The organism is Streptomyces sp. NPDC051136 (assembly GCF_044455745.1).
GTDB lineage: Bacteria > Actinomycetota > Actinomycetes > Streptomycetales > Streptomycetaceae > Streptomyces.
In genome coordinates this window covers 1-24922 of the sequence record NZ_JBITFE010000016.1, presented here as the reverse complement: position 1 = coordinate 24922, position 24922 = coordinate 1, and the positions used below count along the sequence as shown (strand labels likewise).

Genomic DNA, 24922 nt, shown 5'->3' with positions numbered 1-24922 from the left:
GCCGGGGCGCGGGGACTTGCGTCTGCGGGCAGCACCGTCCGGCCCGGCGACAGCGCGCCGGGCCGGTCACAGGGCCCGCCTCAGGCGGCCGGAGGCGGGAGGACGAGTGCGTCGAAGTGCATGATCGGCACCTTAGGTCGCGGTCCCCCGGCTCGACAACTCCCTTTCGGGTCCCCCGCCGGCCACCGGTTCCGCGGCGCCCTTCGCCGGCGTGGAGGTCTGGGCGATGAAGGCGCCGGCCAGCACCACGAAGCCGCCGGCGATCTGCGGCGCGGAGAGGTGCTCGCCGAGCAGCACCCAGGCCGCGACGGTCGCGATGACGGCTTCGAGGCACGCCACGACGCCGGCGACCTGGGGCGACAGACGGCGCACCGCGACGATGCCGGTGACGTAGGCGAGCACCGTGGCGACGAGCACGGTCCAGGCCAGCAGCAGGGCGGCGGGCACGGGCGTGCCGTCCATGGGGGCGTCGTGGGCGAGGACGGACCACTCCATCGACCAGGGGCGGGCGACGACGGTGAGCACGGCGGCGCCGACGAGCAGACCGTAGGCGATGACGCCGAGCGGGTCGGGTGCCTCCTCGCCGGCTTCACTGCCCTGGTCGGACAGGACGAAGTAACCGACCTGGCAGCAGGCGGCGCCGAGCGCGAGCAGCAGCCCGAAGGCGTCGAAGCCGAGTCCGGACCAGACCTCGACCACGCAGGCGAGTCCGCCGACCGCCAGGACCACACCGAGCGCGGCGGCCCGCGTCACCGGACGCCGCTGCACGAACCGGACCCAGCCGAGGACCAGGGCGGGCGCCAGGTACTCGACGAGGAGTGCGACACCCACGGGGATGCGGGAGAGGGCGGCGAAGTAACAGGCCTGCACACCGGCCACGGCGAGCAGGCCGTATCCGGCGACCAGTGCGGGGCGGCGGCGCGGCAGCGCGCGGTGGCGCACGGCGAGCGGCAGCATCACCAGGGCCGCTCCGGCCACGCGCAGCCAGACCACGTGCAGCGGGTCGAGTCCGGCCTCGATCAGTGGTTTCGCCGCGACTCCCGAGCCTCCGAAGGCGAAGGCGGAGGCGAGCGCCAGGCCGAGCCCGGCGCCCCTGCCGCGGGGACCGCGAGCGCTGTCAGACGTATGCACCGGCACATGATGACAGGGGTCGACATGACCGTCACCCTCGTTGACACCTGTCTCACCGACTGGACGGCCGGGTGGCGGCCGGACGGGGACGAAATGCCCCCTGAGGGGGCGGGAGCGCCCCTGACCGGCGTGAACGTCCATGCACCGAAGCACGCGTGCGTGGCCTGAACGTCCGCGAGAGGGGGAACGACGCGTGCGTGGCCTGAACGCCCCTGGGAGGGGGAGCACGCGTGCGTGGCCTGGACGCCCCTGAGCGGGGGAGCACGCGTGCGTGGCGGGTGCCCCGTGAGCGAGGCGGCGGGCGGGGCGGGCTCAGGCAGTCGGCTCGACGTGGCTCTCCACGCGGGCCAGGACGGCGTGCGGCTCGACGGCGGCGCGGGCCAGCACCTCACCGGCCCGCGTCCGCGGGTCGGCGACCAGCGCGGCGAGCAGGTCCACTCCCCCGGCCCGGGCCGACCCGCGCCGGGCGGCGCGGGCGCAGGCGTCCTCCATGGCGGCCGCCGCGGGAGGAGAGAAACCGGCGACACCGGGCACGGCGGGTACGGCGCCCGAGTCCTCCACGGAGCTCTGCCAGCGCAGTCCGTAGCCGATGCTGCGCTGCACGAGGTAGCCGAGAACCCGGGCGGTCCTCGCCGCGTCCCCGAGGAGCCCGCGGGCCTGGGCGTCGCACTCCAGCAGCGAGTGCAGCAGGTGGGCGGTGTCGATCTGCCGGTCCCCGTCCCGCACCGCCCGGCGCCGGGCACCGGAGACCGCGGAGGCCAGTTCCGCGCTGAACCGGTCGTCGAGGTCGGTGCCGTCCGGCCACCGGCCGCCTTGCTCGCCGGCCGACTGCCGGGGGATACGGGGCTGCACGTCTTCCAGCTCACCAGTCCCGGGCGGCCCGGTCATCCCCGGGGGGAAGCATTTCGCCGTCCCACGCAGAGTGGACCCACAGGGCCGGAATCTCCTCCTTGCGGATGAGATCAGGCCGTTCCCGCCGGCCGGGCGCGCACCGCCCTGCCCGCCCCGGAGCGCACCGCCCGAGCCCTCCCGCGCCCCCGCCGCGCCCCTCGCCCCTCGCCCACGGAAGTGGGGGGGGGGGGGGGGGGGGGGGGGGGGGGGGGGGGGGCGGGGGGGGGGGGGGGGGGGGGGGGCGGCGGCCGCGCCCCCCCCCCCCCCCCCCCCCCCCCCCCCCCCCCCCCCCCCCCCCCCCCCCCCCGCACGGCCCCCGGGGTGGGCCCCGGGGGCCCACTTCCCGGTCGGCGCCGGTCCGGTCGGCGTCAGTCCTCGTCGGCGAGGATCAGGTACAGCTTCTTGCGGGCGTCGCCGATGACGGCGAGCGCCTTCTCGCGCTGCTCCTTGCTGCCGGTCTTCCAGACCTGGCCGAAGGCCTCCATGAGGCCGAAACCGGCCTGCCGAATGTCGTTGAGAGCCTCCCAGTCGACGCCCCGCGAGGCCTCCTCCCAGGGTGCTTCCGGGCCTTCCTCGGCCGCGGTGCGGCCCGCCTCGGTGAGCGCGAAGAGCTTCTTGCCGCCCTCGCTCTCACTGGCGATCAGCCCCTCGTCCTCCAGCAGCTGGAGGGTGGGGTACACCGAACCGGGGCTGGGCTTCCACGCCCCGCCGCTGCGTTCGGCGATCTCCTGGATCATCTCGTAGCCGTGCATGGGCCGGTCCTTCAGGAGGGCCAGGATCGACGCTCGTACGTCTCCCCGCCGTGCCCTCCCCCTGGGTCCGCCGCGTCCTCGGCCTCCCCAGGGGCCCCCGTGACCGAAGCCCGGCCCGAAGGGGCCGCCGGGACCGCCGCCGGGCCCACCCGGCCCGAACGGGCCGAAGGCCGCACGCCGGCCGTCGAAGCCGCCCCGGCCGTAGGGCCCGAACGGGCCGCCTTCTCCGTGACCGGGACCGTGCCCACCGTGCCCGCGCTCGTGTCCGTGGTTGCGCATCGCCATCACTCCACTCAGTCGTTGATCTGTCGCGATGTCTCAACGATATATCGGAAAGTATCGGAGAGCAAGCATCGCCGATCCGGTGGCGCGGCAGTGGGTACCTCGCGCACCGGACGAGCCCGGCGCGCCGGCCCCACGAGCACCAGCGGGCCCCGAGGACCCACCGGTCCCGGGTCCCACCGGCCGGACGCGCGGAAAACGGGCCGGCGTCGCGGAATTGGCCTTGGCCCGCGGGCTCGGGCGGGTCCTACCGTCGGGACATGCGCATCCGAATCGTCGACGCCTTCACCGACCGGCCCTTCGCCGGCAACCCCGCGGGGGTCCTCCTCCTCGACGCCTTCCCGGACGACGGGCGGCTCCAGCAGGTCGCCCAGGAGGTGAACCACGCCGAGACCGCGTTCGCCCACCGCCTGCCCGCGGGTGGCGAGGCCGACTGGGCGCTGCGCTGGTTCACTCCGGCCACCGAGGTCGCGCTGTGCGGCCACGCCACGCTCGCCACGGCCCACGTCCTGCACACCACCGGCACGCACGAGGGGCCGGTGCGGTTCGCCACGCTCAGCGGCGTCCTGGTGGCGACGCCCGGCGAGGACGGCTCGATCACCCTGGACTTCCCGACCGCGCCGCTCACCCCGGTCGAGGCGCCGGCGGGCGTCGCGGCGGCCCTGGGCGCCGAGCCCCTGACCGTCCTGGACACCGGCCCGAACATCCGGGACCTGCTGGTCGAGGTCGCCGACGAGAAGACCGTCCGCGCACTGGCACCGGACCTCAGGGCACTGGCCGCCCACTCGGAGCGCGGCGTCATCGCCACCGCCCGGGCCGAGGACCCGGCCCGGGGCTACGACTACGTCTCCCGGTGCTTCTTCCCCAACGTCGGCATCGACGAGGACCCGGTCACCGGCAGCGCGCACACGGCACTCGCGCCCTTCTGGTCCGCGCGCCTCGGCCGCCCCGGACTCACCGGCCTCCAGGCGTCACCCCGCTCCGGGCGCGTGCGCACGCACCTGCGCGGCGGGCGCACGCTGCTGAACGGACACGCGGTGACGGTGATCGACGGCGAGCTGCTGGTCTGAGTCACGCCGAGGGGACCGGTCCTCGCGGAGACCCGGGTGCGCGAGGGCCGCGGGGCCCGCACGCTCATGCCGTCGGCAGCCAGTCCACCTTCCCGGCGAGCAGGCCGTAGCCGACGAAGGCCCCGATGTCGAGCAGCGAATGGGCCACCACCAGCGGCCCCACGCGCCCCCAGCGCCGGTACAGGTGGACGAACACCACGCCCATCACCATGTTGCCGACGAACCCGCCGATCCCCTGGTAGAGGTGGTACGACCCGCGCAGTACCGAACTGGCGGCCAGGGACGCGCCCGTCCCCCAGCCGAGCTGGTCGAGCCGGCGCAGCAGGTAGCCGACGACGATGACCTCCTCCAGGACGGAGTTCTGCACCGCCGAGAGGATGAGGACGGGGTACTTCCACCACACGTCGGGCAGGGCCTCGGGCACCACGGTGAGGTTGAAGCCGAGGCCGCGCGCGGCCAGGTAGAAGGCGATGCCGGTGCTGCCGATGACGGCGGCCACCGCGGCCCCGCAGGCCAGGTCCGGCCACGGACGGGTGCGGTCGAAGCCGAGGGTGCGCAGGCTCCGCCCCTCACGCAGCAGGAAGTGCGCGACGAGGGCGACCGGGACGAGTGCCGTGGTGATCCCGAAGAGCTGCCAGGCCAGGTCGAGCCAGGGGCGGCCGGGCGCCGCCGAGGCGTTGAGGGTGGCGGCCTGGTCCTTGAGCCCGCCCGGCCGGGTGACCGAGCCGATGAAGCTGATGAGGGCGGAGACCCCGCTCGCGCCGAGCGAGAGCGCGAGGACGAGCAGCGTCTCGTCCCGCAGGATCCGCCGCGACAGCCGCCCCTCGGTCAAGGGCTGCTCGCCGAGTCGCTTCTGAGGGAACGCATCGTCCACCGGGCCCGCCTCCGCCATGCACACCTGCCTCCAGCTGGAACGTCACAGCTTGCCCGATCAGTATGGGGCGGCGCGCGGCGGGGGCGGGCCCGGCGGCGGTCAGCTCAACGACACCGACTCCTGCTCGGGCTCCGTCTCCGGCAGACCCACCGGCCACAGGTGCACGGGGTCTCCTTCCCGCATGAGCTCGACGTAGCGCCGGGTCGTGGCGGCCAGCGCGGCCTCCCGGGACAGGCCGGCCTCCAGTGCCCGGTGGAACGTGGCCGCCTGCCAGGACGCGCCGTTGACCCGGCGTCGGCACCGCTCGTCGATGACGCCGAGGTAGAAGTCCCGGTCGGCGGGCTCCACGCCCCAGGCGTCCAGGCCCGCCTCGGCGAGCGGCAGCAGTTCGTCGCGGACCAGGACGGCGGCGTCGATCTCGGCGGTGCCACCGAGACGGCCGCGCCGGGGCCACTCGAAACGGGCGTCGATGCCGTGGCGGCACGCGGCCTCGAAGTTGGCGGCCGCGGCCTCGAACGGCATCCGGGTCCACACCGGCCGGGGTTCGTCGGCGAGGGCGCGCACGACCCCGTAGTAGAAGGCCGCGTTGGCGATGACGTCGGTGACGGTGGGGCCCGCGGGCAGGACCCGGTTCTCCACCCGCAGGTGCGGGACGCCGTCGGCGATGTCGTAGACGGGGCGGTTCCAGCGGTAGATGGTGCCGTTGTGCAGGACGAGCTCGGACAGCGAGGGCACGCCTCCGGCGTCGAGGACGTCCAGCGGGTCCTCGTCGTCGCAGATCGGCAGCAGTGCCGGGAAGTAGCGCCGGTTCTCCTCGAACAGGTCGTACGCCGAGGTCACCCACCGCTCCCCGAACCAGGTGCGGGGGCGTACGCCCTGGGCCTGCAGTTCGGGCGGGCGGGTGTCGGTGGACTGCTGGAACAGCGGGGGCCGCGACTCGCGCCACAGCTCGCGGCCGAAGAGGAAGGGCGCGTTGGCACCGAGGGCGATCTGGGCGGCGGTGACGGCCTGGGCCGCGTTCCACACGTCGGCGAAGCGGTCCGGGGTGACCTGGAGGTGGAGCTGCACCGAGGTGCAGGCGGCCTCCGGGGCGATGGACTTGGACGTGCAGCTCAACCGCTCGACACCCTCGATGTCGAGGGTGAAGTCCTCGCCGCGGGCGGCCACGATCTGTTCGTTGAGCAGTGCGTAGCGGTCGACGGCCGAGAGATTGGACGAGACCAGGTCGTCCCGGTCCAGGGTCGGCAGAATACCGATCATCGCGATTCCCGCGTCGACCTCGCCGGCCTTGCGGTCCGCGTACGCCAGGGACGTGCGGATCTCCTCGGCGAGCCGGTCGAATACCCGGCCGCCCAGGCGGTGGGGAGCGATGTTGACTTCCAGGTTGAACATGGCGAGCTCGGTCTGGAAGTCACGGCTCGCGATGCGCTCGAGGACTTGCGCATTCAACATTTTCGGCATCCCGTCGGCACCGACGAGATTCAATTCGATCTCCAGCCCCATCAGGTTCTTCGGACGGTCGAACCGCTTCTCCGCCAGAAGTCGCTCCAGACCCGTCAGGCACCGCTGGAGCTTCTCGCGGTAGCGCTGGCGATCGGACAGGTCGAACTGACCTGCCACGACCTTCTCCCCCATGGAAGAGTCCCTTCTCGGAGCGATGTATGGAAGATCCGGCCGCCGCTGGCAGGTGGCCGGTCAGGTGGGATGATGCCCAGCCGAAGCGATCGATAACGTCCCCGCGCCGGTCCGGCAGCCGCTACGCTGTGCCGGTGTTGTCCGGTGGCACATTCACCAGGCATGGCACGTCGAGCAGTTTCCCGGACCGGCACCTCGTGAAAAACGCCGACGACAATTGGCCGACCGCTCGGTGAACATTCCCCGAGGTCACCGTCGTACACCCGGTTCGAAATGCGGAGGATTCCCGCAGAACGACGGCCGAATGCAACCTTGTACTGGTTACCGCAATCGGCTAGTCGAAACACAGTCTGAACACGTGTCGTATAAACTCCGCGAACAGGCAGTGGACCGGCGCCCTCGGTCGCCGGGTCCTGCCGTCGAGCTGACGCGCGGCAGGCCTCTCCCACTTCCCGTTCTCCGGAACCGGTCCCTGCCTCTCCCAGCCCTGTGGCCGACAGCGTCGTCCGCCCCGCTCCGCCCTCGCGCCACCGTGCCTTCGAATGAGAGGCGACCCATCATGCCCCTGCGTGTCCCCGAGGCCCCCGCGGCCGCCCTGCGTTCCGTCCTCACGGCCCTCTCCTCGCCCACCGCGGTCCGTGAGGCCCGCACCCCCGCCCTGCTCGGCGCCCGGGGCCCCGCCACACCCGAACTGCCGCTGCCCGTGCACGTCCTCGACCGGGTCACGGCGGAGGGCGTGACGGCGACACGGCTGACCGGATGGCGCTTCCACATCCGGTGCGGCGACCGGGCGGTGGCCGCGGCGGAGACGAGGCTGACCCCCGACGGCTGGGCCTTCTCGCACTTCTTCGAGGGTCCCTACGTCGCCTCGACCGAGCACGCCCTGCGCCAGGCCGAGTCCATGGCGCAGCCGTACCAGCCCCGTCTGCTGTCGGTTCCCGAGCTGTACATGCTGACGCTGTGGCTGCACGGCGACTGCGCCGCGGACGCCGCCGCCGGGCACCCCGCGGCCACCGACCTGCTGGTGCCGCTGGCACCGGCCCCGCCCGGCATCGCGGCCCACCGGCCGCACCGGGTGGCCGAGCTGCTGCCGGTCCTGACGCACCGGATGACACCGACGCGGCTGCTGGGCTCCCCCGCCTGACCCGACCCGTCGCACCCCGGCCCCGCCGGCCAGGGCCCGCCCGGGCCGGCGGGGTGGGGACGGCCCGAACGGCCCAGCCCCTGCCCGCCCCGGTCCGCCACCCACCCGCGCGGACTAGCCCCATCCGGCCATGCCGAACCACCCGAAGTGACAGTGCAGTTGGGCTGAACCGTCCGCGCGGGTGATGCGTCATCAACCTGTGAGAAGCGGTGCTGCGAAATACCTGCGGATCGACGCCCGTGGGGCAACACTGGGTTCGGACCGACTCGACAACGGGGGGCGGCCATGAACGAGGCTTCACGCCGCAGGCCAGACAAGACAGCGAACGCACCCATCACCACGGACCGAGAGACCCCACTCATGTGTCAGCACCAGCCACCGTGCCCCTCAGCCGTCTCCGCCGACCGGGAGTCCGCCCGTCTCGTGGCGCACCACCCGGAGCAGGGGTGGAGCCTGCTGTGCAACGGTGTCGTCCTCTTCGAGGACACCGGTGAGCTACTGCCGGACGGCCGGGTCATCGCCCCGCACCGCCCGGTCGGCGCGGGTCTGACGACCGCCGCCTGACCACCGTCCGGGCGGGGTGACACCGCACCGCCCGGTGCCCCACGGGGCCGGCCCGCAGCCACGGCTGCGCACCGGCCCCCACGCGTGTCCGGGGCCGGTCACTCCCCGTAGTCCGCCCGCGTCGACACGGTGACGGCCCGGTTTCCCGGGCCGGTACGCCTTCCCCCGGGCGTCCGGTTTCCGGAAGACTCCTGGAGGATTCACGGTCGGTGTCGGCGAAGGTGGGGGAAGTGGCAGCAGACGAGGCCCGGGCCGGGACGACTTCCGGCGGGCGGGGCAGGGTCACGATCACGGACATCGCCCGCCGCGCGGGCGTCTCGGTGCCGACCGTGTCCCGGGTCGTGAACGGCCGGTCGGACGTGTCGCCCGGGACCCGGGCGCGGGTGGAGGAGCTGCTGCGCCGGCACGGGTACCGCAAGCGCGCCGCGGCGCCCGGACGCCGGGCCGCCCTGCTCGACCTGGTCTTCAACGACCTGGACAGCCCCTGGGCCGTGGAGATCATCCGAGGCGTCGAAGAGGTGGCCCACGCCGCCGGGGTCGGCACCGTGGTCTCGGCGGTCCGCGGACGCTCGGGCGACGCCCGGCAGTGGATGCGCAATCTGCGTGCCCGGGCCTCGGACGGCGTCGTCCTGGTCACCTCGGCCCTGGACCCCGTGCTCCAGCAGGAGCTGCGCGTCCTCGGCGTGCCCCTGGTCGTCGTCGACCCGGCGGGCTCCCCGGCCCTGGACGTGCCCACCGTCGGCGCGGCCAACCGGGCGGGCGGCATGGCGGCCACCGAGCATCTGCTGGCGCTGGGACACCGCAGGATCGGCCTGATCGCCGGGCCGCCGCGACTGCTGTGCTCCCGAGCGCGCCACGACGGCTACCGCGCCGCCCTGGAGGGCGCCGGCGTCGTCGTGGACGAGTCGCTGATCGTCTCCGGTGACTTCCGCCACGAGTCCGGTTACGCGGCCTGCGAGGCCCTGCTGGCCCTGGCCGATCCCCCGACGGCCGTCTTCGCGACCAGCGACCAGATGGCGCTCGGCGCGATCGAGGCGCTGCGCCGACGCGGGCTGACCGTGCCGCGGGACATGAGCGTCGTCGGCTTCGACGACCTGCCGGAGGTCCGCTGGTCGGCGCCGCCCCTGACGACCGTGCGCCAGCCGCTCGCCGACATGGGCAGGGTGGCCGCGCGCACGGTGCTGGACCGGGCCCGCGACGAACGGCCCGACCCGCCCCGTGCCGAGCTGGACACGGAACTGGTCCTCCGCTCCAGCACGGCGCCTCCGCCCCTCACGCCCTCCGCGCGCGTATGCGGCGCGGCGCACGCACCTGGACCTGCCCCCAGCTGATCTCGCCCGCGATCTCCACCCTCAGCACCACGGGAGCGCCGGTGTCGAGGGTCTTCGGCGTCTTCACCTCGGCGTAGCTCGTCACGAGGGAGTCGGTGTCCACCACGATGCCGGGCCGGGTGAGGATCTTCAGCGCCCCGGCCCGCATGTCCAGGTCGATCCGGAGGGTGTCGCCCGTGATCACCGCCCGGGCGAGGTCGAGCGTCACCTCGCCCCAGGCCGACCGGACCTCCAGCCGTCGCGGGACCACCCAGCCCGCGCCCCGCCGGGTGGACGCGCCCTCCTGCTCGATGCGGACGACGTCCCTTGCCGCCGCTGCCGCGGCACCGTCCGCCGCGAGCGGCAGGTCGGCGGTCAGGGCGGCCAGCTCCCCCTGGGTGCGCGCGGTGAGCGCCGCCCCCACCCGCTCGTCCAGCTCCTCGGCGGTCAGCCTGCCGTCACCCGCGGCGGCGGACAGCGTCTCCACCGCCCGGTCCCGGTCCGTGTGCGAGGCCCGGAGCGCGGGCATCGCACCGTCCTGCGAGGGCTGCACCGTCATAGCTCGACCCCGTTCTCCCCGGACGTTCCGCGAACGCCCCGTCCCTGTGACCCGACCCGCACACTAACGCTATATCGCGTTACACCCCGCAGCCAACCCCCTTGCCCCGCGCCCTTGAGTCTTGCTCCTTCCCGCGCCCCCCTCGACCGCGACCATTCATCGACAAGGATCTTCATCGACTTCCCTCGCGCACCGTGGCGACGTGACCGCCCGGACCCGCACGTACCCGGGACAACGCCTTCCCCGGGCTACGGTGCCCCCATGAGCCTGAGCATCCGCAACCAGCTCCCCGGCACCGTCACCTCCGTCACCCCGGGCGAGGCCATGGCGACGGTCTCGGTCCGTCTCCCGGGCGGCCAGGACCTCACCGCGGCGATCACCCGGGAGTCCGCCGAGGACCTCGCGCTCGCCCCCGGCACCGCCGTGCGGGCCCTGGTGAAGTCCACGGAGGTCGCCCTGGCCACCGGGCGCGTCGACGGCCTGTCCATCCGCAACCGGCTGCCGGGCACGGTCACCGCCCTCACCACGGGCGCGGCGATGGCCTCCGTCGCGGTCGCCGTCGAGGGCGCCGAGCTGACCGCGGCCATCACCCGGAAGGCCGCCGACGACCTGAACCTGGCCGTCGGCGCTTCCGTCGTCGCGCTGATCAAGTCGACGGAGGTGTCGCTCGCCACGGCGTGAGACGCCGAGAGGCCCCGTCCGGTCCCTGGGAGCCCGGACGGGGCCTCTCTCGCTCGGCTGCGGAACTCAGTCCTCGTACGCGTCCAGCGGCGGGCAGGAGCAGACGAGGTTGCGGTCGCCGTAGGCCTGGTCGATACGGCGCACCGGCGGCCAGTACTTGTCGGCGGCGGACACGCCGGCCGGGAAGACGGCCTCCTCGCGCGTGTACGCGTGGTCCCACTCGCCGCCCAGCGCGCCCGCGGTGTGCGGGGCGCCGCGCAACGGGTTGTCGTCGGCGGACCAGGTACCCGATCCGACCTTCTCGATCTCCGCGCGGATGGCGATCATCGCCTCGCAGAACCGGTCCAGCTCGGCCAGGTCCTCGGACTCGGTCGGCTCGATCATCAGCGTGCCGGCCACCGGGAAGGACATCGTCGGCGCGTGGAAACCGTAGTCGATCAGCCGCTTGGCGACGTCGTCGACGCTGACGCCGGTGGACTTCGTGAGCGGGCGCAGGTCGATGATGCACTCGTGCGCGACCAGCCCGCCCGGGCCCGTGTACAGCACCGGGAAGTGCGGCTCCAGGCGCTTGGCGATGTAGTTGGCGGACAGCACGGCCACCTGCGTGGCGCGCTTGAGTCCCTCGCCGCCCATCAGCCGCACGTACGACCACGAGATCGGCAGGATGCCGGCCGATCCCCACGGCGCCGCCGAGATCGGCCCGACGCCCGTCTGCGGGCCCGCCGCGGGCTGCAGCGGGTGGTTGGGCAGGTACGGCGCCAGGTGCGACCGTACGGCCACGGGGCCGACGCCGGGGCCGCCGCCGCCGTGCGGGATGCAGAAGGTCTTGTGCAGGTTCAGGTGGGAGACGTCGCCGCCGAAGTGGCCGGGCTTGGCGAGGCCGACCAGGGCGTTCAGGTTGGCGCCGTCCACGTAGACCTGGCCGCCCGCGTCGTGCACCTGCGCGCAGATGTCGGCGACGTGCTCCTCGAACACGCCGTGCGTGGAGGGGTACGTGATCATCAGCACGGCCAGCTCGTCGCGGTGCTTCTCGATCTTGGCGCGCAGGTCCTCGACGTCGATCTCGCCGTCCCCGGCGGTCTTGACGACGACGACCTTCATGCCGGCCATCACGGCGCTCGCGGCGTTGGTGCCGTGCGCGGAGGACGGGATGAGGCAGACGGTGCGCTGCTCGTCGCCGTTGGCCCGGTGGTAGCCGCGGACGGCGAGCAGGCCGGCGAACTCGCCCTGCGACCCGGCGTTGGGCTGGAGGGAGACCTTGTCGTACCCGGTGACCTCGGCGAGCCGCTCCTCCAGCTCGCGGATGAGGGTCAGGTAGCCCTGCGCCTGGTCGGCGGGCGCGAAGGGGTGCAGCGCGCCGAACTCGGGCCAGGTGACCGGCTCCATCTCGGTGGTCGCGTTGAGCTTCATGGTGCAGGAGCCCAGCGGGATCATGCCGCGGTCCAGCGCGTAGTCCCGGTCGGCCAGGCGGCGCAGGTAGCGCAGCATCGCGGTCTCGGAACGGTGCTGGTGGAAGACGGGGTGGGTCAGGAAGTCGTCGGTGCGCAGCAGCGCCTCGGGCAGCGTCTCCCCGGTGTCGGCGTCCAGGGCCTCGATGTCGCCCTCGATGCCGAACGCGTTCCACACGCCGCCGACCTGGGCACGCGTGGTGGTCTCGTCGCAGGCGAAGGACACGTGGTCGGTGTCGACGAGACGCAGGTTGATGCCGTTCTCGCGGGCGGCGTGGACGATCGCGTCGGCCCGGCCGGGCACCCGGGCGGTGACGGTGTCGAAGTAGGCGCCGTGCACGATCTCGACGCCGCCCGCGGCGAGACCGGCGGCGGTGATCGTGGCGTACCGGTGGGTGCGCCGGGCGATGGCCCGCAGTCCCTCGGGGCCGTGGTAGACGGCGTACATGCCGGCCATGACGGCGAGCAGCACCTGCGCGGTGCAGATGTTGCTGGTGGCCTTCTCACGGCGGATGTGCTGCTCGCGGGTCTGCAGGGCCAGGCGGTAGGCCTTGTTGCCGTCCGCGTCCACGGAGACGCCGACCAGACGTCCGGGCAGGCTGCGGGCGAACTTCTCGTGCACGGCCATGTAGCCGGCGTGCGGTCCGCCGAAGCCCATCGGCACACCGAAGCGCTGCGTGGTGCCGACGGCGATGTCCGCGCCCAGTTCGCCCGGCGAGGTGAGCAGCGTGAGGGCGAGCAGGTCGGCGGCGACGGTGACCAGCGCGCCGAGCTCGTGCGCCCGGTCGATCACCGGCTTGATGTCGCGCACGGCACCGGAGGCACCCGGGTACTGGATCAGGACACCGTTGATCTCCCGCTCGGCGACCTCGGCCGGGATGCCGTCGCTCAGGTCGGCGACGACCACCTCGACACCGGTCGGCTCGGCACGGGTCTGTATCACGGCGACCGTCTGCGGCAGGGCGTCCGCGTCGACCAGGAACAGGCCCTTCTTGTTCTTGCCCATGCGCCGGGACAGCGCCATCGCCTCGGCGGCGGCGGTGCCCTCGTCGAGCAGCGAGGCACCCGAGGTGGGCAGGCCGGTCAGCTCGGCGACCATGGTCTGGAAGTTCAGCAGGGCCTCGAGCCGACCCTGGGAGATCTCCGGCTGGTAGGGCGTGTACGCCGTGTACCAGGACGGGTTCTCCATGACGTTGCGCAGGATGACCGGCGGGGTGAAGGTGCCGTAGTAGCCGAGGCCGATCATGGAGTCGAGGACCTGGTTGCGGTCGGCCAGGGAGCGCAGCTCGGCCAGCACCTCCGCCTCGGAGCGCGCACCCGGCAGGTCCAGCGCGTCGGCGTTCTTGATCACTTCCGGCACGGCGGCGGCCGTCAGCTCGTCGAGCGAGCCGTAGCCCACCTGCGCGAGCATCTTGGCCCGGGCCTCGTGGTCGGGGCCGATGTGCCGCTGCTCGAAGGGCATGGCCTGTTCGAGTTCGGAGAGCGGAGTGCGATGGGCGGTCATTGCGGAGGCCTCCTGGTCTGACGACCTTCGAGGGGCACCACGGCGCGGGTACCCGGACGGCCTCCCCCTCTGTCATCTCAACCTGAGAGCTTCACCGGTCGAGCCCTGGGCTCTCCCGGCTTTCACCGTCGGTGAGAGCGGAAGCCGTGACACCCGCTCTGCTTTCCAGAGTGACCTCGTCCGTGCGGTACGTGAGCCTGAGAGATTCCGGGGAGGATTTGCTCCTTCGGCGCCTCCGGTGATGCCCGGAGGACTCTCCCGCGCGGGGTCAGCAGCCGTTTGCCAGCGTACCAGCGAGGCCGGCGCGCGGACTCGGCGTGGCCGCCGGGCCCCGTGCTTCGAGTGGCCGACCGACGCCATGTGTTCTTTTGTAGTACTTACGGATGATTAGGCGGCTGGTGTGTGACCCAGTGCGGCCCAGGTGCGATCAAGTGGAGGGCCCCGTGCGTACTGACATCGATCCGCGCAACCTGATCGGCCGCAAGGCGTTCGACCGCGACGGCACCAGGATCGGCACCGTGGACGAGGTGTACCTCGACGATGCCACCGGCGTTCCCGAGTGGGCGGCGATACGGACGGGCCTTTTCAGCAGGGACGCCTTCGTCCCCCTGGAGCCGAGCGAGCTGGTCGACGGCGCCCTGCGCGTGCCCTTCGACCGGTCCCTGATCAAGGAGGCGCCCGACTTCGGCGTCGGCCGCCATCTCTCGCCGGAACAGGAACTCCAGCTCTACCACCACTACGGCCTGGACGTGGCGGCCTCTCCCCCGCCCCCCGACCACGACTTCGGCAAGCTGGCCGGCAAGGGCAACGACGACGGCTGATCCTCCCTGCCCTCCGCGCCGGCGACCAGCGGCAGGGGATCCGCCGGGGTCAGGTCCGGGTCGCCGACCGGGAAGGTCCGCACCCGGCCGACCTCCGAGTAGGGCGTCTCGAACCGCACGGTGACCCGGCCCAGTCCGCTGCCCTGCACCCACCCGTGCCCCAGCTCCGCGTGCCGCACGTCGTGTCCCGCCGGCCACCGCCGCTCGGCGGGTGAGGCGCTGTGCTCCTCCACGGGCTCGGCCTCGGGCTCCTCGGCGAGAGCCTCGGCCCGGCCCCCGGCGGCCTGGGCGAACAGATCTTCCTGGGTGAAGTCGGCGAGCCCGGTGACCCCCACCCCGAGCAGCCGCACGCCACCGGTCGTGTCGACCGAGTCCAGCAGCCTGGCGGCGGCCTCCCGCACCACCGCCGGATCGTCGGTGGGCCCGCGCAGCGTCTCGGAGCGGGTGAGCGTGGAGAAGTCGTACCTGCGGACCTTGAGCACGATGGTCCGCCCGGACAGGCCGGAGCCGCGCAGCCGCCGCACACAGCGGTCCGCGAGCCGCCCCACCTCGACGCCGACCCGTACCCGGTCGTGGATGTCCACGTCGTAGGTGTCCTCAACGGACACCGACTTGGTCTCCCGCTCGGCCACGACCGGCCGCTCGTCGCGGGCCAGCGCCATCGCGTACAGCGCGTGGCCGTGTGCCTTGCCCAGCAGCCGCACCAGCTCGTCCTCGCCGGCCTCGGCGATCTCGCCGACCGTGGTGATCCCCGCCCGGCGCAGGTGGTCCCCCGTGGCCGGCCCGACTCCGGGCAGCGTCCGCACGGTCATCGGTTCCAGCATGGCCCGCTCCGTCCCCGGCGGGATCAGCACCAGTCCGTCGGGCTTGGCCTCCTCGGAGGCGATCTTGGCGAGCATCTTGGAGGCGGCGAGCCCCACGGAGCCGGTGAGCCCGGTGACGGCGCGGATGTCCGTACGCAGCTTCGCGCCGGCCAGGCGTGCCGACTCCGCGTCCCAGGCCGTCCCACCGGCCTCCAGGTCCACGAAGGCCTCGTCCAGACTCAACGGCTCCACCAGGGGCGACAGCTCGCGCAGCAGCCGCATCACCTGCTCGCTGATCGACCGGTAGAGCTCGAAGCGGGGGACGAGGTAGGCGGCGTGCGGGGCGAGCCGACGGGCCTGGCCCATGGGCATCGCGGAGTGCACCCCGAACACCCGCGCCTCGTACGAGCAGGTGGCCACCACGCCGCGCGGCCCGAGGCCGCCCACCACCACGGCCTTTCCGCGCAGGCTCGGCTTGGACGCCTGCTCCACCGAGGCGAAGAAGGCATCCATGTCGAGATGCAGGATCGTGGGCGCGGTTCTCACATCTCCGATGCTGCCCTACGCCACTGACAATGCCGTCACCACCGCCGGACGGAACCCGGGCGCGGCGCGGTCAGACCGCCCGGTTGTTCCTCCGCCGGGCCAGCTCGTCCGCCGGATTGTGCCCGACCAGGGTCTCACCCGTGTCGATCCGCTCCCCGTGCAGCTGGGACAGCGCGCTCTCCACGTCCCGCCAGACCACCCCGACGGCGATCCCGAAGATGCCCTGGCCGCCCTGGAGGAGGGCGTGCACCTCGTCGGGCGAGGTGCACTCGTAGACGGTGGCGCCGTCGCTCATCAGCGTCATCCGCTCCAGATCGCGAAAGCCGCGCTCCCGCAGGTGCTGGACGGCGGTCCGGATGTTCTGCAGGGAGACCCCGGTATCGAGGAAACGCTTGACGATCTTCAGCACGACCACGTCGCGGAAGCTGTAGAGCCGCTGCGTTCCGGATCCGTGCGCGGGCCGCACGCCGGGCTCGACGAGACCCGTGCGGGCCCAGTAGTCGAGCTGCCGGTAGGTGATGCCGGCGGCCGCGCAGGCCGTCGGCCCGCGGTAGCCGATCTGCTCGGACGCCATCGACGTCGCCCCTCCGCTGGTCGGCACGGCTGCCCGTCGCTGTGGACCGGGATCGGCCGCAACACCCTGCTGGGCGTGGCCCGCGCCTGCGCGGAGCCGGGAGCCCGGGGGAGGGTACGGACCGCCTGCCCCGAGGCTGGGCCCGGCGCCACCCCCAACCGTACCGTCGCCGCTGATTCTCACGCCGACCTCCGTCCTTGACCTGCCTCCTCGAAGGTAGGCAGTCACCAAGGGTGCGTCAACGATCGCCACACTCGGCACGCCGAGTGATAATCACCCTAAGGGTGGTTTCGCGTGCCCGATCCCGGGAAAGGCTGGTCGGATGTGCGCGAAACGGGCCGCGTCTCACTGGTTGCTGGTCCCGAAGTCCTCGGGTGAGATCTGGTCGAGGAACTCGCGGAACTTCTCCACCTCGTCCTCCTGCTCGTCCGGGATCGCGATGCCGGCGTCGTCGAGGACCGTGTCGCTGCCGTAGATCGGCGTACCGGTGCGCAGCGCCAGCGCTATGGCGTCGGACGGCCTGGCACTGACCTCGACGCCGCTCGCGAAGACCAGCTCCGCGTAAAAGACCCCGTCACGCAGGTCGGTGATGCGCACTTCCGTGAGCTCCTGGCCGACGGCCTCCAGCACGTCCTTGAACAGGTCGTGCGTCAGCGGCCGCGCCGGGGCCATGCCCTGCTGGGCGAAGGCGATAGCCGTCGCCTCCCCCGGTCCGATCCAGATGGGAAGGTAGCGGTCGCCGCCCACCTCGCGCAGCAGCACGATCGGCTGGTTGGAGGGCATCTCGACCCGGACACCTACGACATCGAGCTCGTTCACACAGCAACCCTAGGCCGTGCCCGGGACGTTTGGGTAGTCGGGCCGGGATCGGGTGGGCGATCCGGGTCCGTATCGGCTGCGCGACCAGGATTCCGCGTCCCGCCTGCTTCAGGGCAGCCGCACGCCCAGGGCGGTCTGCACCAGCGCCGCGTGCAGCTTCACCGCCAGACCGGCCAGCTCCTTGGTGCGGGCTTCCGCGTGGGCCCTGGTCTGAGGGTTGCGGTGCCGCTTCAGCGGGGCCACCACCTGGTCCACGAGCCCGGCCTCCCGGTCGGCCGCGGCCTTCATCGCCCGCAGGTGCCGCGGCTCGATCCCGAACCGCCCCAGCTGCACCACCAGCGACGCCACGGTGACCGCCTCGGCGTCGTACGCCCCGTCGGGCAGCGGAGCGAGGAGCCCGTACGACTCCCACTCCTTCAGGTCCCGGTCGTCGACCCCGGCCGTGGCGAGCAGCTCGTCCCGCCCGATCCGGGCCACCGTCGCCCCTTCGGCCGGTTCCGGTACGGCTTCCCCGTCCCGCTGACGGCCGACTCTCGGCAGGGCGACGGCCTCGCCGCGCTCCACGGCGTCCAGGTGCTCGCGGATCACCTTGAGCGGCAGGTAGTGGTCGCGCTGCATGCGCAGCACCTCACCGAGGCGCTCCACGTCGTGCGCGCTGAACTTGCGATACCCGGCCGGGGTCCGCCGCGGCTCGACGAGGCCCTCCGACTCGAGGAAACGGATCTTGGAGACGGTGATGTCGGGGAACTCGTCACGCAGCGCGTTCAGCACTGCGCCGATGCTCATCAGCCCACTGTCCGTGGCGGCGACGCCGTGACCGGCGCCGCCGCTCGGTGTTTGAAACATGGACCTTCCCTGGGGGTTCCCCGGGCGGGCCGCCCGGGGGCGGGTCAGTAACCCCGCTGGCTCGCGTAGAACACCAGCCGGTACTTGCCGATCTGCACCTCGTCACCGTTCGACAGGGCGACCTGGTCGATGCGCTCCCGGTTGACGTACGTGCCGTTCAGGCTGCCGACGTCGGCGACCGTGAACGAACCGTCCGGGCTGCGGCGGAACTCCACGTGCCGGCGCGAGACCGTCACGTCGTCCAGGAAGATGTCGCTCTGCGGATGACGTCCGGCGGTGGTCAGCTCGCCGTCCAGCAGGAAGCGGCTGCCCGAGTTCGGGCCGCGCCGCACGACCAGGAGCGCGGAGCCCAGCGGCAGCGCGTCGACGGCCGCCTGCGCCTCGGGAGAGAGCGACGGCATCGCGGTCTGGCCGGTGACCTCGGCGTCGTAGGCCTCCAGGCCGGAGATGGAGATCGTGGAGGTCGTCTCCGACGCACGCTCCGGGACCGCGCCGGCCCGCAGCGGAGCGCCGCAGTTGGAGCAGAAGCGGCTGTTCTCCGCGTTGCGGTTGCCGCACCTCGTACACACCAGGGCCGACATGGACGGATCCTCCTGCCGCGGCTGCCCCACCGGGGCGTTCGACGCGTACGGGTCGGGGGTGTACCCACCACCCGTACCTGCGGCGGAGGGCTGGCCGAAACCTATGCCGCCGGACTGAGCAGGGTCAACAGACGGCGCGCCCGGACCACCCACCTGGTCCCGGTACATCGGGCGCCGGCCCTCCGCGTCGGGCTGTGCGCGATGACGGGCGGTCGCGTTGTCGCCGCTGCCCTCTCGCGCGCTCTTGCCGAACAACTTCGCAAACAACTTCACGGGCGATTCCCCTTGACCGAAACAGACCCGCCCGTGGGGCAGGACGAACCCTTACTGAACGCACTGACCGACCCGGACACCTTCACAACGTCCGTCTCCACCGGACAGTTTCCACCACGCACCACCCAATCGGTGCGCCGACCCCCCGCAACCTCATGCCCTCGCCGGACGCCCCCCATGCACCGCCGGTTCACTGGGAGGACGACCGAGCGTAGTCAGGCCGCTCCGCCGCTCGCAAGGCGTCCACGACGATCTTGCTCGACCGCTCAACAGTAACGGTGGCCTGTTCCTTCTCCAGAGTCTGCACCACTCCTCCAGGAATGTTGAGAGCCGGTTCGAGGTCCTGCGGCTTGCCGATGACCTGGAAACGATAGGGCGCGTTGATCTTGTTCCCGTCGACGCCGACGGAGTTGCCGGAGTCCGCGAGGTACGTGCCGGCGACGACCCGGACACCGTTCACCTGGATCGCCTCCGCACCCGCCGCACGCAGCTCCTGGATCGCGTCGAGCAGCATGTCCGCCTCGACCGTCCCCTTCGTGTCCTCGATGGTCACCGTGATGCCAGGCCCCTGCGCGGCCACGGTGCCCGCGAGAACGCCCAGTTGCCGCTCCTTCTCGAGCGTCTGCTTGCGGGCCTCCTCCGCCTGGTCGGAGCTGTTCTCCAGCTCGTCGCGCTGACTCTCGAGACCCTGCTTCTCGTCTTCTAGACGCTGAGTACGGTCGTCCAGTTCATCGAGGATGCGGACCAGATCTTCCTGGCGGGCGCCGCGCAGCGCACTGTCGTTGTCGCTGTTGGACGCCACCTGGACCGCGAGGCCGAAGCCGAGCCCGAACAGCAGCAGGGCCACGATGAGTTGGGCCCGCGTGAGGCGCGGCGGCCACAGCCCCTTCAGGAGCCGCTGCCTGCCGGTCGGTCCGTTTCGCTCCGGCCGGGTCTCCGGCGGTGCGCCGCCCGCCGGCGGTTCCGTGTCCGGACCCGGGTCCGCCGAAGGCGCCACTTCGTCGGGCAGCTCCTTGCGCAGCCGGTTCGCGCTCTGCTCGTCGTGCTCGCTCATCCGCCTCACGCCCGGAAGACGTGGCGTCGGATCGCCGCGGCGTTGGAGAAGATCCGGATGCCGAGGACCACCACGACACCGGTGGACAGCTGCGCCCCGACGCCCAGCTTGTCGCCCAGGAACACGATCAGTGCGGCCACGACCACGTTCGACAGGAACGACACCACGAAGACCTTGTCGTCGAAGATGCCGTCGAGCATGGCCCGCAGACCACCGAAGACGGCGTCCAGCGCCGCCACGACGGCGATCGGCAGATACGGCTCCACGGCCGCCGGCACCTCGGGCCGGACCAGCAATCCGGCCACGACTCCCACGACGAGGCCCAGTACGGCGATCACGATGTGCCCTTCTCGGTTATCGGCTGTGCTGTACGTACGATCAGACTCGGTGCGGCCGGCAGCGTGAGGTCGTCCGCGACGGAGATGGCGGTGCGGATGCCGTAGCTCTCCTGCAGAGCGTTCAGGTACAAGCCGTCGGCACTGTCCTGGAAGGCCCTGCTCAGCCCCTGGCCGTCCCCCACCGCGAGCACCGAGTACGGCGGCACCAGCGGCCTGTTGTCGACCAGTATCGCGTCACCGGCGGCCCGGATCGCCGACAGTGCCGTCAGGCGCTGTCCGTTGATGGAGATCGCCTCGGCGCCCGACTCCCACAACCCGTTGACCACGCGCTGCATGTCCCGGTCCCGCACCCGGCCCGTGTCGGAGAAGCCCGAGGTGCCGCGCGGCTGCCCGTCCGCGCCCGAACTCACGTCCTTGGCGTCGTCGACCACGAGCTTCACCCCCGGGCCGTGCACCTCGACCGCGCCCGACAGCATGCCCACCAGGTCGGACCGGTCGCCCTCGCCGCTCTTCTCCAGCGCCTCGCGCCGTCGCGTGTTCACGTCGTCGCGCAGCGCGTCGACGCTCTTCTCCAGCTTGTCGGCGGCCGAGGTCTCGCCCTCTATGCGGTCGACCAGCTCTTCACGTTCCTTGGCGACCACGGGAGCGGCCACCCGTGCCTGGGCGGCGCCGACGGTCACGACCAGGGCCGCGAGCACGAGACCGGCCGCCAGGCCCAGCTTGGCCCGGAGCGTCCGGGGCATCCCGCCGCCGCCGTCGGCCTTCTTCCGCGCGGCGGCCTCGGCGTATCCGTCGTCGAGACTGTGGTCCATGACGTTCGTCAGCAACGACATGGACGCGTCCGGGCGCGCGGGCCGCGTGGCTGTGCTCCGAACGGGGGGTGGCTGCGGCATGCCGCACATCGTCGCACGCCGCCGCCACTACCTCCGAACGGCCCCACCGGCGTGCCGGACAGGCCCCCTTGGGGACACTTGTCCGGCACGTACGCGTGCGGCCCGTCCTAGCGGCCCGCGCTGTCCACCACCGCGGCCCATTCGTCCAGCAGCGCCTGCGCCGAGGCGTCGTCGGGGCCCTCGGCCCACAGGTGCGTGACCGCCTCCGCCGGGTCGGGCAGCACCATCACCCAGCGCCCGTCGGCCTCGACGACCCGGACTCCGTCCGTGGTGTCCACGGACCGGTCCCCGGCCGCCTCGACGACCCGCCGCATCACCAGGCCCTTGACGGCCCAGGGAGTGGCCAGGTCCCGCTTGAGCACGTGGGCCCGCGGGATCCGCGCGTCGATCTGGCTCAGGGTGAGCTGGGTGCGCGCGACCAGTCCGATCAGCCGCACGAAGGCCGCGGTGCCGTCGTACACGCTGCTGAACTCGGGGACGATGAAGCCGCCCTTGCCGTCTCCGCCGAAGATCGCCCCTTCCTCGCCGCCGACCCGGGTCAGGTCGTCGGGAGAGGTGGTCGTCCACTCCACCTGCGTGCCGTGGTACGCGGCGACCTGCTCGGCGATCCTGGTGGTCGTCACCGGCAGCGCGACCCGTCCACTGCGCCGCTCGGCCGCGATCAGGTCCAGCATCACCAGCAGCGCACGGTCGTCCTCGATGATGCGGCCCTTCTCGTCGACGAGCGACAGCCGCTCACCGACCGGGTCGAACCGCACGCCGAACGCGGCCCGCGAGGACGCGACGATCTCACCGAGGCGCACCAGGCCGGACCGGCGCATGTCGGCCGACTCCGTGGGCCTGGCCTCGTCGAGACCGGGGTTGATGGTCAGCGAGTCGACGCCGAGCTTCCCGAGCAGGCTGGGCAGCACCAGCCCGGCGCTGCCGTTGGACGCGTCGACGACCACCTTGAGCCCGGACTCCGCGATGCCCGTGATGTCGACGTTCCGCAGCAGCGACCCGGTGTAGGAGTCGAAGACACTCGACGGGAAGTGCAGGTCCCCGATCTCTCCGGGGAACGCCCGCCGGTACTCCTGGCGCGCGAACACCCGGTCCAGCTTCCGCTGACTCCCCTGCGAGAGGTCGGCGCCCTGGCCGTCGAAGAACATGATGTCGACGGAGTCCGGCACACCCGGGGTGGTCCGGATCATGATGCCGCCGGCACTGCCCCGCGCGGTCTGCTGCCGCGCCACGGGCAGCGGTACGTTCTCCAGGTCGCGTACGTCGATGGCGCTGGCCTGCAGAGCGGAGATCACCGCCCGCTTCAGCGCACGGGCACCACGGGAGTGGTCGCGGGCCGTGGTGACGGTGGACCCCTTCTTCAGGGTCGTCGCGTACGCGCCGGCCAGCCGCACCGCGAGCTCCGGGGTGATCTCCACGTTCAGGATGCCTGAGACACCGCGGGCACCGAACAGGTGCGCCTGCCCGCGGGACTCCCAGATCACCGAGGTGTTGACGAAGGCGCCGGCCTCGATGGTCTTGAACGGGTAGACCCGCACATTGCCCTGGATGATCGATTCCTCACCGACCAGGCATTCGTCACCGATGACCGCGCCGTCCTCGATCCGCGCGGCACGCATGATGTCGGTGTTCTTGCCGACCACGCAGCCCCGCAGGTTGCTGTGCGGTCCGACGTAGACGTTGTCGGCCACCACGGCCTTGTGCAGGAAGGCGCCGCTCTTGACGACGACGTTGGACCCGATCACGGTGTGTTCCCGGATCTCGGCCCCGGCCTCGACCTTGGCGTAGTCGCCGATGTACAGGGGCCCGCGCAGCACGGCGTCCGGATGCACCTCGGCACCCTCGGCCACCCAGACACCGGGCGAGATCTCGAAACCGTCGATGTCGACGTCGACCTTGCGCTCCAGGACGTCGGCCTGGGCCTTCACGTAGCTCTCGTGGGTGCCGACGTCCTCCCAGTAGCCCTCGGCGACGTAGCCGTAGATGGGCTTCCCTTCCTTCATCAGCTGCGGGAAGACGTCACCGGACCAGTCCACGGGCACATCGGGGTCGACGTAGTCGAAGACCTCGGGCTCCATGACGTAGATTCCGGTGTTCACGGTGTCCGAGAAGACCTGGCCCCAGGTCGGCTTCTCCAGGAAGCGTTCGACCTTGCCCTCTTCGTCGACGATGGTGATGCCGAATTCAAGGGGGTTGGGCACCCGCGTCAGACACACGGTGACGAGCGAGCCCTTTTCCTTGTGGAAATTGATCAGGTCGGTGAGGTCGAAGTCGGTCAGGGCGTCACCGGAGATAACGAGGAAGGCGTCGTCCTTCAGCGCTTCCTCGGCGTTCTTGACGCTTCCGGCGGTACCGAGTGGCTTCTCCTCGTTGGCATAGGTGAGCTCCATCCCGAGCTCTTCGCCGTCACCGAAGTAGTTCTTGACCAGTGAGGCCAGGAACTGAACGGTGACGACGGTCTCGTTGAGCCCATGCCTTTTGAGCAACCGAAGCACATGCTCCATGATCGGCCGGTTGGCCACCGGCAGGAGCGGCTTGGGCATGCTCGAGGTCATGGGACGAAGGCGTGTACCTTCGCCTCCAGCCATCACGACGGCCTTCATGTCGGAAGCGTCCTCCTCTGAGAGATGACGGTTCAGCCGACTTCACCCGTCCAGGGTCCCGCACTTTTGCAGCGCGGGCCATCCGGCCACCGGGGCCGCACAATCTGTGAGTTCAATCGGCTGCGGAGTCCGCACGTACCAAGCGGCGGACCTGCACCATGTAGAGAACACCTGCCCACCAGTACAGGGTTGTACCCCACCCAGCGAACGCCCATCCGAAAACTGCGGCGAGTGACGCGATCCATCCGCTTCCGTCACTGAGCAGAAGCAGCGGGAAGGCGTACATGAGGTTGAAGGTGGCGGCCTTGCCCAGGAAGTTCACCTGCGGCGGCGGATAGCCGTGCCGCCGGAGAACGCCCACCATCACCAGCAGGACCGCTTCCCGGGCCAGCAGTACAAGGGTCAACCAGAGCGGGAGAATTTCGCGCCAGGTGAGTCCGACCAGCGTCGACAGGATGTAGAGGCGGTCGGCGGCCGGGTCCAGGAGCCGGCCGAGGCTGCTGATCTGGTTCCAGCGCCGTGCGAGCTTTCCGTCCAGGTAGTCGCTGACCCCGCTGAGGGCCAGCACCAACAGCGCCCAGCCGTCACTCTGCGGGCCGCCGAACTCGGGCCGCAGGATGAGCCACAGGAAGACGGGCACGCCGACCAGGCGCGCCATGCTGAGGATGTTCGGGATGGTGAAGACCCGGTCGGTCTGCACGCGGGTCTCCTGGACCTCCACGCGGGGGCCTCCTGGGGTGAACGAGCCGATGATGCCCACTGACCTTACCTCAACGCAAAAAAGCTCTGGCTCTCGGGCTGCGTGCCCAAGAGCCAGAGCTCTAAAAGGAATTCGGCGGCGTCCTACTCTCCCACAGGGTCCCCCCTGCAGTACCATCGGCGCTGTAAGGCTTAGCTTCCGGGTTCGAAATGTAACCGGGCGTTTC

General features: G+C 71.8%; 23 protein-coding genes, 1 rRNA gene and 1 riboswitch. Of the genes, 6 read left to right on the top strand and 18 right to left on the bottom strand.

What is annotated here, in order from left to right:
• Window positions 1-132 precede the first annotated feature (132 nt).
• From ACIBCJ_RS34215 to ACIBCJ_RS34205, 3 genes are all read right to left on the bottom strand, one after another.
• A complete protein-coding gene (locus ACIBCJ_RS34215) occupies window positions 133-1137 on the bottom strand; it encodes an EamA family transporter (protein WP_365979660.1) in 1005 nt (334 codons plus the stop codon).
• 306 nt (window positions 1138-1443) lie between these two features.
• Window positions 1444-1983: a Clp protease N-terminal domain-containing protein gene (locus ACIBCJ_RS34210; protein WP_365979659.1), complete on the bottom strand. Its 540-nt coding sequence runs from the start codon at window positions 1981-1983 to the stop codon at window positions 1444-1446.
• 407 nt (window positions 1984-2390) lie between these two features.
• Window positions 2391-3053 carry a PadR family transcriptional regulator gene (locus ACIBCJ_RS34205; protein WP_365979658.1) on the bottom strand — a complete coding sequence of 221 codons (663 nt, stop codon included), beginning with the start codon at window positions 3051-3053 and terminating at the stop codon, window positions 2391-2393.
• Between the two features lie 263 nt (window positions 3054-3316).
• Between ACIBCJ_RS34205 and ACIBCJ_RS34200 the strand changes: the two genes are divergently transcribed.
• Complete coding sequence (locus ACIBCJ_RS34200; protein WP_365979657.1) at window positions 3317-4126, top strand: PhzF family phenazine biosynthesis protein; 810 nt, start codon at window positions 3317-3319, stop codon at window positions 4124-4126.
• 64 nt (window positions 4127-4190) lie between these two features.
• On the opposite strand, the gene ACIBCJ_RS34195 is transcribed toward ACIBCJ_RS34200, so the two are convergent.
• On the bottom strand, window positions 4191-5018 hold the full coding sequence (locus ACIBCJ_RS34195; RefSeq protein WP_365979656.1) for a type II CAAX endopeptidase family protein: 828 nt from the start codon (window positions 5016-5018) through the stop codon (window positions 4191-4193).
• An 81-nt stretch (window positions 5019-5099) separates the two neighbouring features.
• A complete protein-coding gene (locus tag ACIBCJ_RS34190) occupies window positions 5100-6635 on the bottom strand; it encodes a glutamate--cysteine ligase (protein ID WP_362106104.1) in 1536 nt (511 codons plus the stop codon).
• Window positions 6636-7194: 559 nt separating this feature from the next.
• Between ACIBCJ_RS34190 and ACIBCJ_RS34185 the strand changes: the two genes are divergently transcribed.
• The 3 genes from ACIBCJ_RS34185 (at window position 7195) to ACIBCJ_RS34175 (ending at window position 9674) form a co-directional block, all read left to right on the top strand.
• Window positions 7195-7779: a hypothetical protein gene (locus ACIBCJ_RS34185; RefSeq protein ID WP_362513074.1), complete on the top strand. Its 585-nt coding sequence runs from the start codon at window positions 7195-7197 to the stop codon at window positions 7777-7779.
• Window positions 7780-8139: 360 nt separating this feature from the next.
• A complete protein-coding gene (locus ACIBCJ_RS34180; protein ID WP_003977451.1) occupies window positions 8140-8343 on the top strand; it encodes a DUF5999 family protein in 204 nt (67 codons plus the stop codon).
• A gap of 230 nt (window positions 8344-8573) precedes the next feature.
• Window positions 8574-9674, top strand: coding sequence for a LacI family DNA-binding transcriptional regulator (locus ACIBCJ_RS34175; RefSeq protein WP_365979655.1), 1101 nt, complete (start codon window positions 8574-8576; stop codon window positions 9672-9674).
• On the opposite strand, the gene ACIBCJ_RS34170 is transcribed toward ACIBCJ_RS34175, so the two are convergent.
• Complete coding sequence (locus ACIBCJ_RS34170) at window positions 9616-10182, bottom strand: DUF1707 domain-containing protein (RefSeq protein ID WP_365979654.1); 567 nt, start codon at window positions 10180-10182, stop codon at window positions 9616-9618. The genes ACIBCJ_RS34175 and ACIBCJ_RS34170 overlap by 59 nt on opposite strands.
• A 291-nt stretch (window positions 10183-10473) precedes the next feature.
• Between ACIBCJ_RS34170 and ACIBCJ_RS34165 the strand changes: the two genes are divergently transcribed.
• Window positions 10474-10893 (top strand): TOBE domain-containing protein, encoded by a 420-nt coding sequence (locus ACIBCJ_RS34165; RefSeq protein WP_365979653.1) that lies wholly within the window; start codon window positions 10474-10476, stop codon window positions 10891-10893.
• Window positions 10894-10959: 66 nt separating this feature from the next.
• Here the strand turns inward: ACIBCJ_RS34165 and gcvP are convergent, their stop codons facing one another.
• The gene (gcvP, locus tag ACIBCJ_RS34160; RefSeq protein WP_362106117.1) at window positions 10960-13845 is read right to left on the bottom strand and encodes an aminomethyl-transferring glycine dehydrogenase; all 2886 of its coding nucleotides are present in this window, start codon (window positions 13843-13845) and stop codon (window positions 10960-10962) included.
• A gap of 175 nt (window positions 13846-14020) precedes the next feature.
• Window positions 14021-14116, bottom strand: a riboswitch (glycine riboswitch).
• A 172-nt stretch (window positions 14117-14288) separates the two neighbouring features.
• Here gcvP and ACIBCJ_RS34155 point away from each other — a divergent pair.
• Window positions 14289-14666 carry a PRC-barrel domain-containing protein gene (locus ACIBCJ_RS34155; protein ID WP_362106120.1) on the top strand — a complete coding sequence of 126 codons (378 nt, stop codon included), beginning with the start codon at window positions 14289-14291 and terminating at the stop codon, window positions 14664-14666.
• Here the strand turns inward: ACIBCJ_RS34155 and ACIBCJ_RS34150 are convergent.
• From ACIBCJ_RS34150 to rrf, 11 genes are all read right to left on the bottom strand, one after another.
• A complete protein-coding gene (locus tag ACIBCJ_RS34150; protein ID WP_365979652.1) occupies window positions 14582-16015 on the bottom strand; it encodes a DNA polymerase IV in 1434 nt (477 codons plus the stop codon). The two genes, ACIBCJ_RS34155 and ACIBCJ_RS34150, sit on opposite strands and share 85 nt — an antisense overlap.
• Before the next feature lie 70 nt (window positions 16016-16085).
• On the bottom strand, window positions 16086-16772 hold the full coding sequence (locus ACIBCJ_RS34145; protein ID WP_362106126.1) for a MerR family transcriptional regulator: 687 nt from the start codon (window positions 16770-16772) through the stop codon (window positions 16086-16088).
• A gap of 162 nt (window positions 16773-16934) precedes the next feature.
• On the bottom strand, window positions 16935-17408 hold the full coding sequence (locus ACIBCJ_RS34140) for a bifunctional nuclease family protein (protein ID WP_030189411.1): 474 nt from the start codon (window positions 17406-17408) through the stop codon (window positions 16935-16937).
• A 108-nt stretch (window positions 17409-17516) separates the two neighbouring features.
• The gene (locus ACIBCJ_RS34135) at window positions 17517-18254 is read right to left on the bottom strand and encodes a MerR family transcriptional regulator (protein ID WP_362106130.1); all 738 of its coding nucleotides are present in this window, start codon (window positions 18252-18254) and stop codon (window positions 17517-17519) included.
• Between the two features lie 44 nt (window positions 18255-18298).
• Window positions 18299-19150, bottom strand: a complete 852-nt coding sequence (locus ACIBCJ_RS34130) for an FHA domain-containing protein (RefSeq protein ID WP_362513095.1) — start codon at window positions 19148-19150, stop codon at window positions 18299-18301.
• A 148-nt stretch (window positions 19151-19298) separates the two neighbouring features.
• Window positions 19299-20162, bottom strand: a complete 864-nt coding sequence (locus ACIBCJ_RS34125; protein ID WP_365979651.1) for a DUF881 domain-containing protein — start codon at window positions 20160-20162, stop codon at window positions 19299-19301.
• Between the two features lie 5 nt (window positions 20163-20167).
• Window positions 20168-20500, bottom strand: a complete 333-nt coding sequence (locus ACIBCJ_RS34120; RefSeq protein WP_003977440.1) for a small basic family protein — start codon at window positions 20498-20500, stop codon at window positions 20168-20170.
• Entirely contained in the window at window positions 20497-21333 is an 837-nt protein-coding gene (locus tag ACIBCJ_RS34115; RefSeq protein ID WP_362106137.1) for a DUF881 domain-containing protein, read from the bottom strand. Before ACIBCJ_RS34115 ends, ACIBCJ_RS34120 begins: the two co-directional genes overlap by 4 nt.
• Window positions 21334-21500: 167 nt before the next feature.
• A complete protein-coding gene (locus ACIBCJ_RS34110; RefSeq protein ID WP_362106140.1) occupies window positions 21501-23996 on the bottom strand; it encodes a mannose-1-phosphate guanyltransferase in 2496 nt (831 codons plus the stop codon).
• Between the two features lie 112 nt (window positions 23997-24108).
• Complete coding sequence (locus ACIBCJ_RS34105) at window positions 24109-24717, bottom strand: CDP-alcohol phosphatidyltransferase family protein (RefSeq protein WP_362106143.1); 609 nt, start codon at window positions 24715-24717, stop codon at window positions 24109-24111.
• A gap of 109 nt (window positions 24718-24826) precedes the next feature.
• A 5S ribosomal RNA gene (gene rrf, locus ACIBCJ_RS34100) occupies window positions 24827-24922 on the bottom strand; the annotation flags it as partial.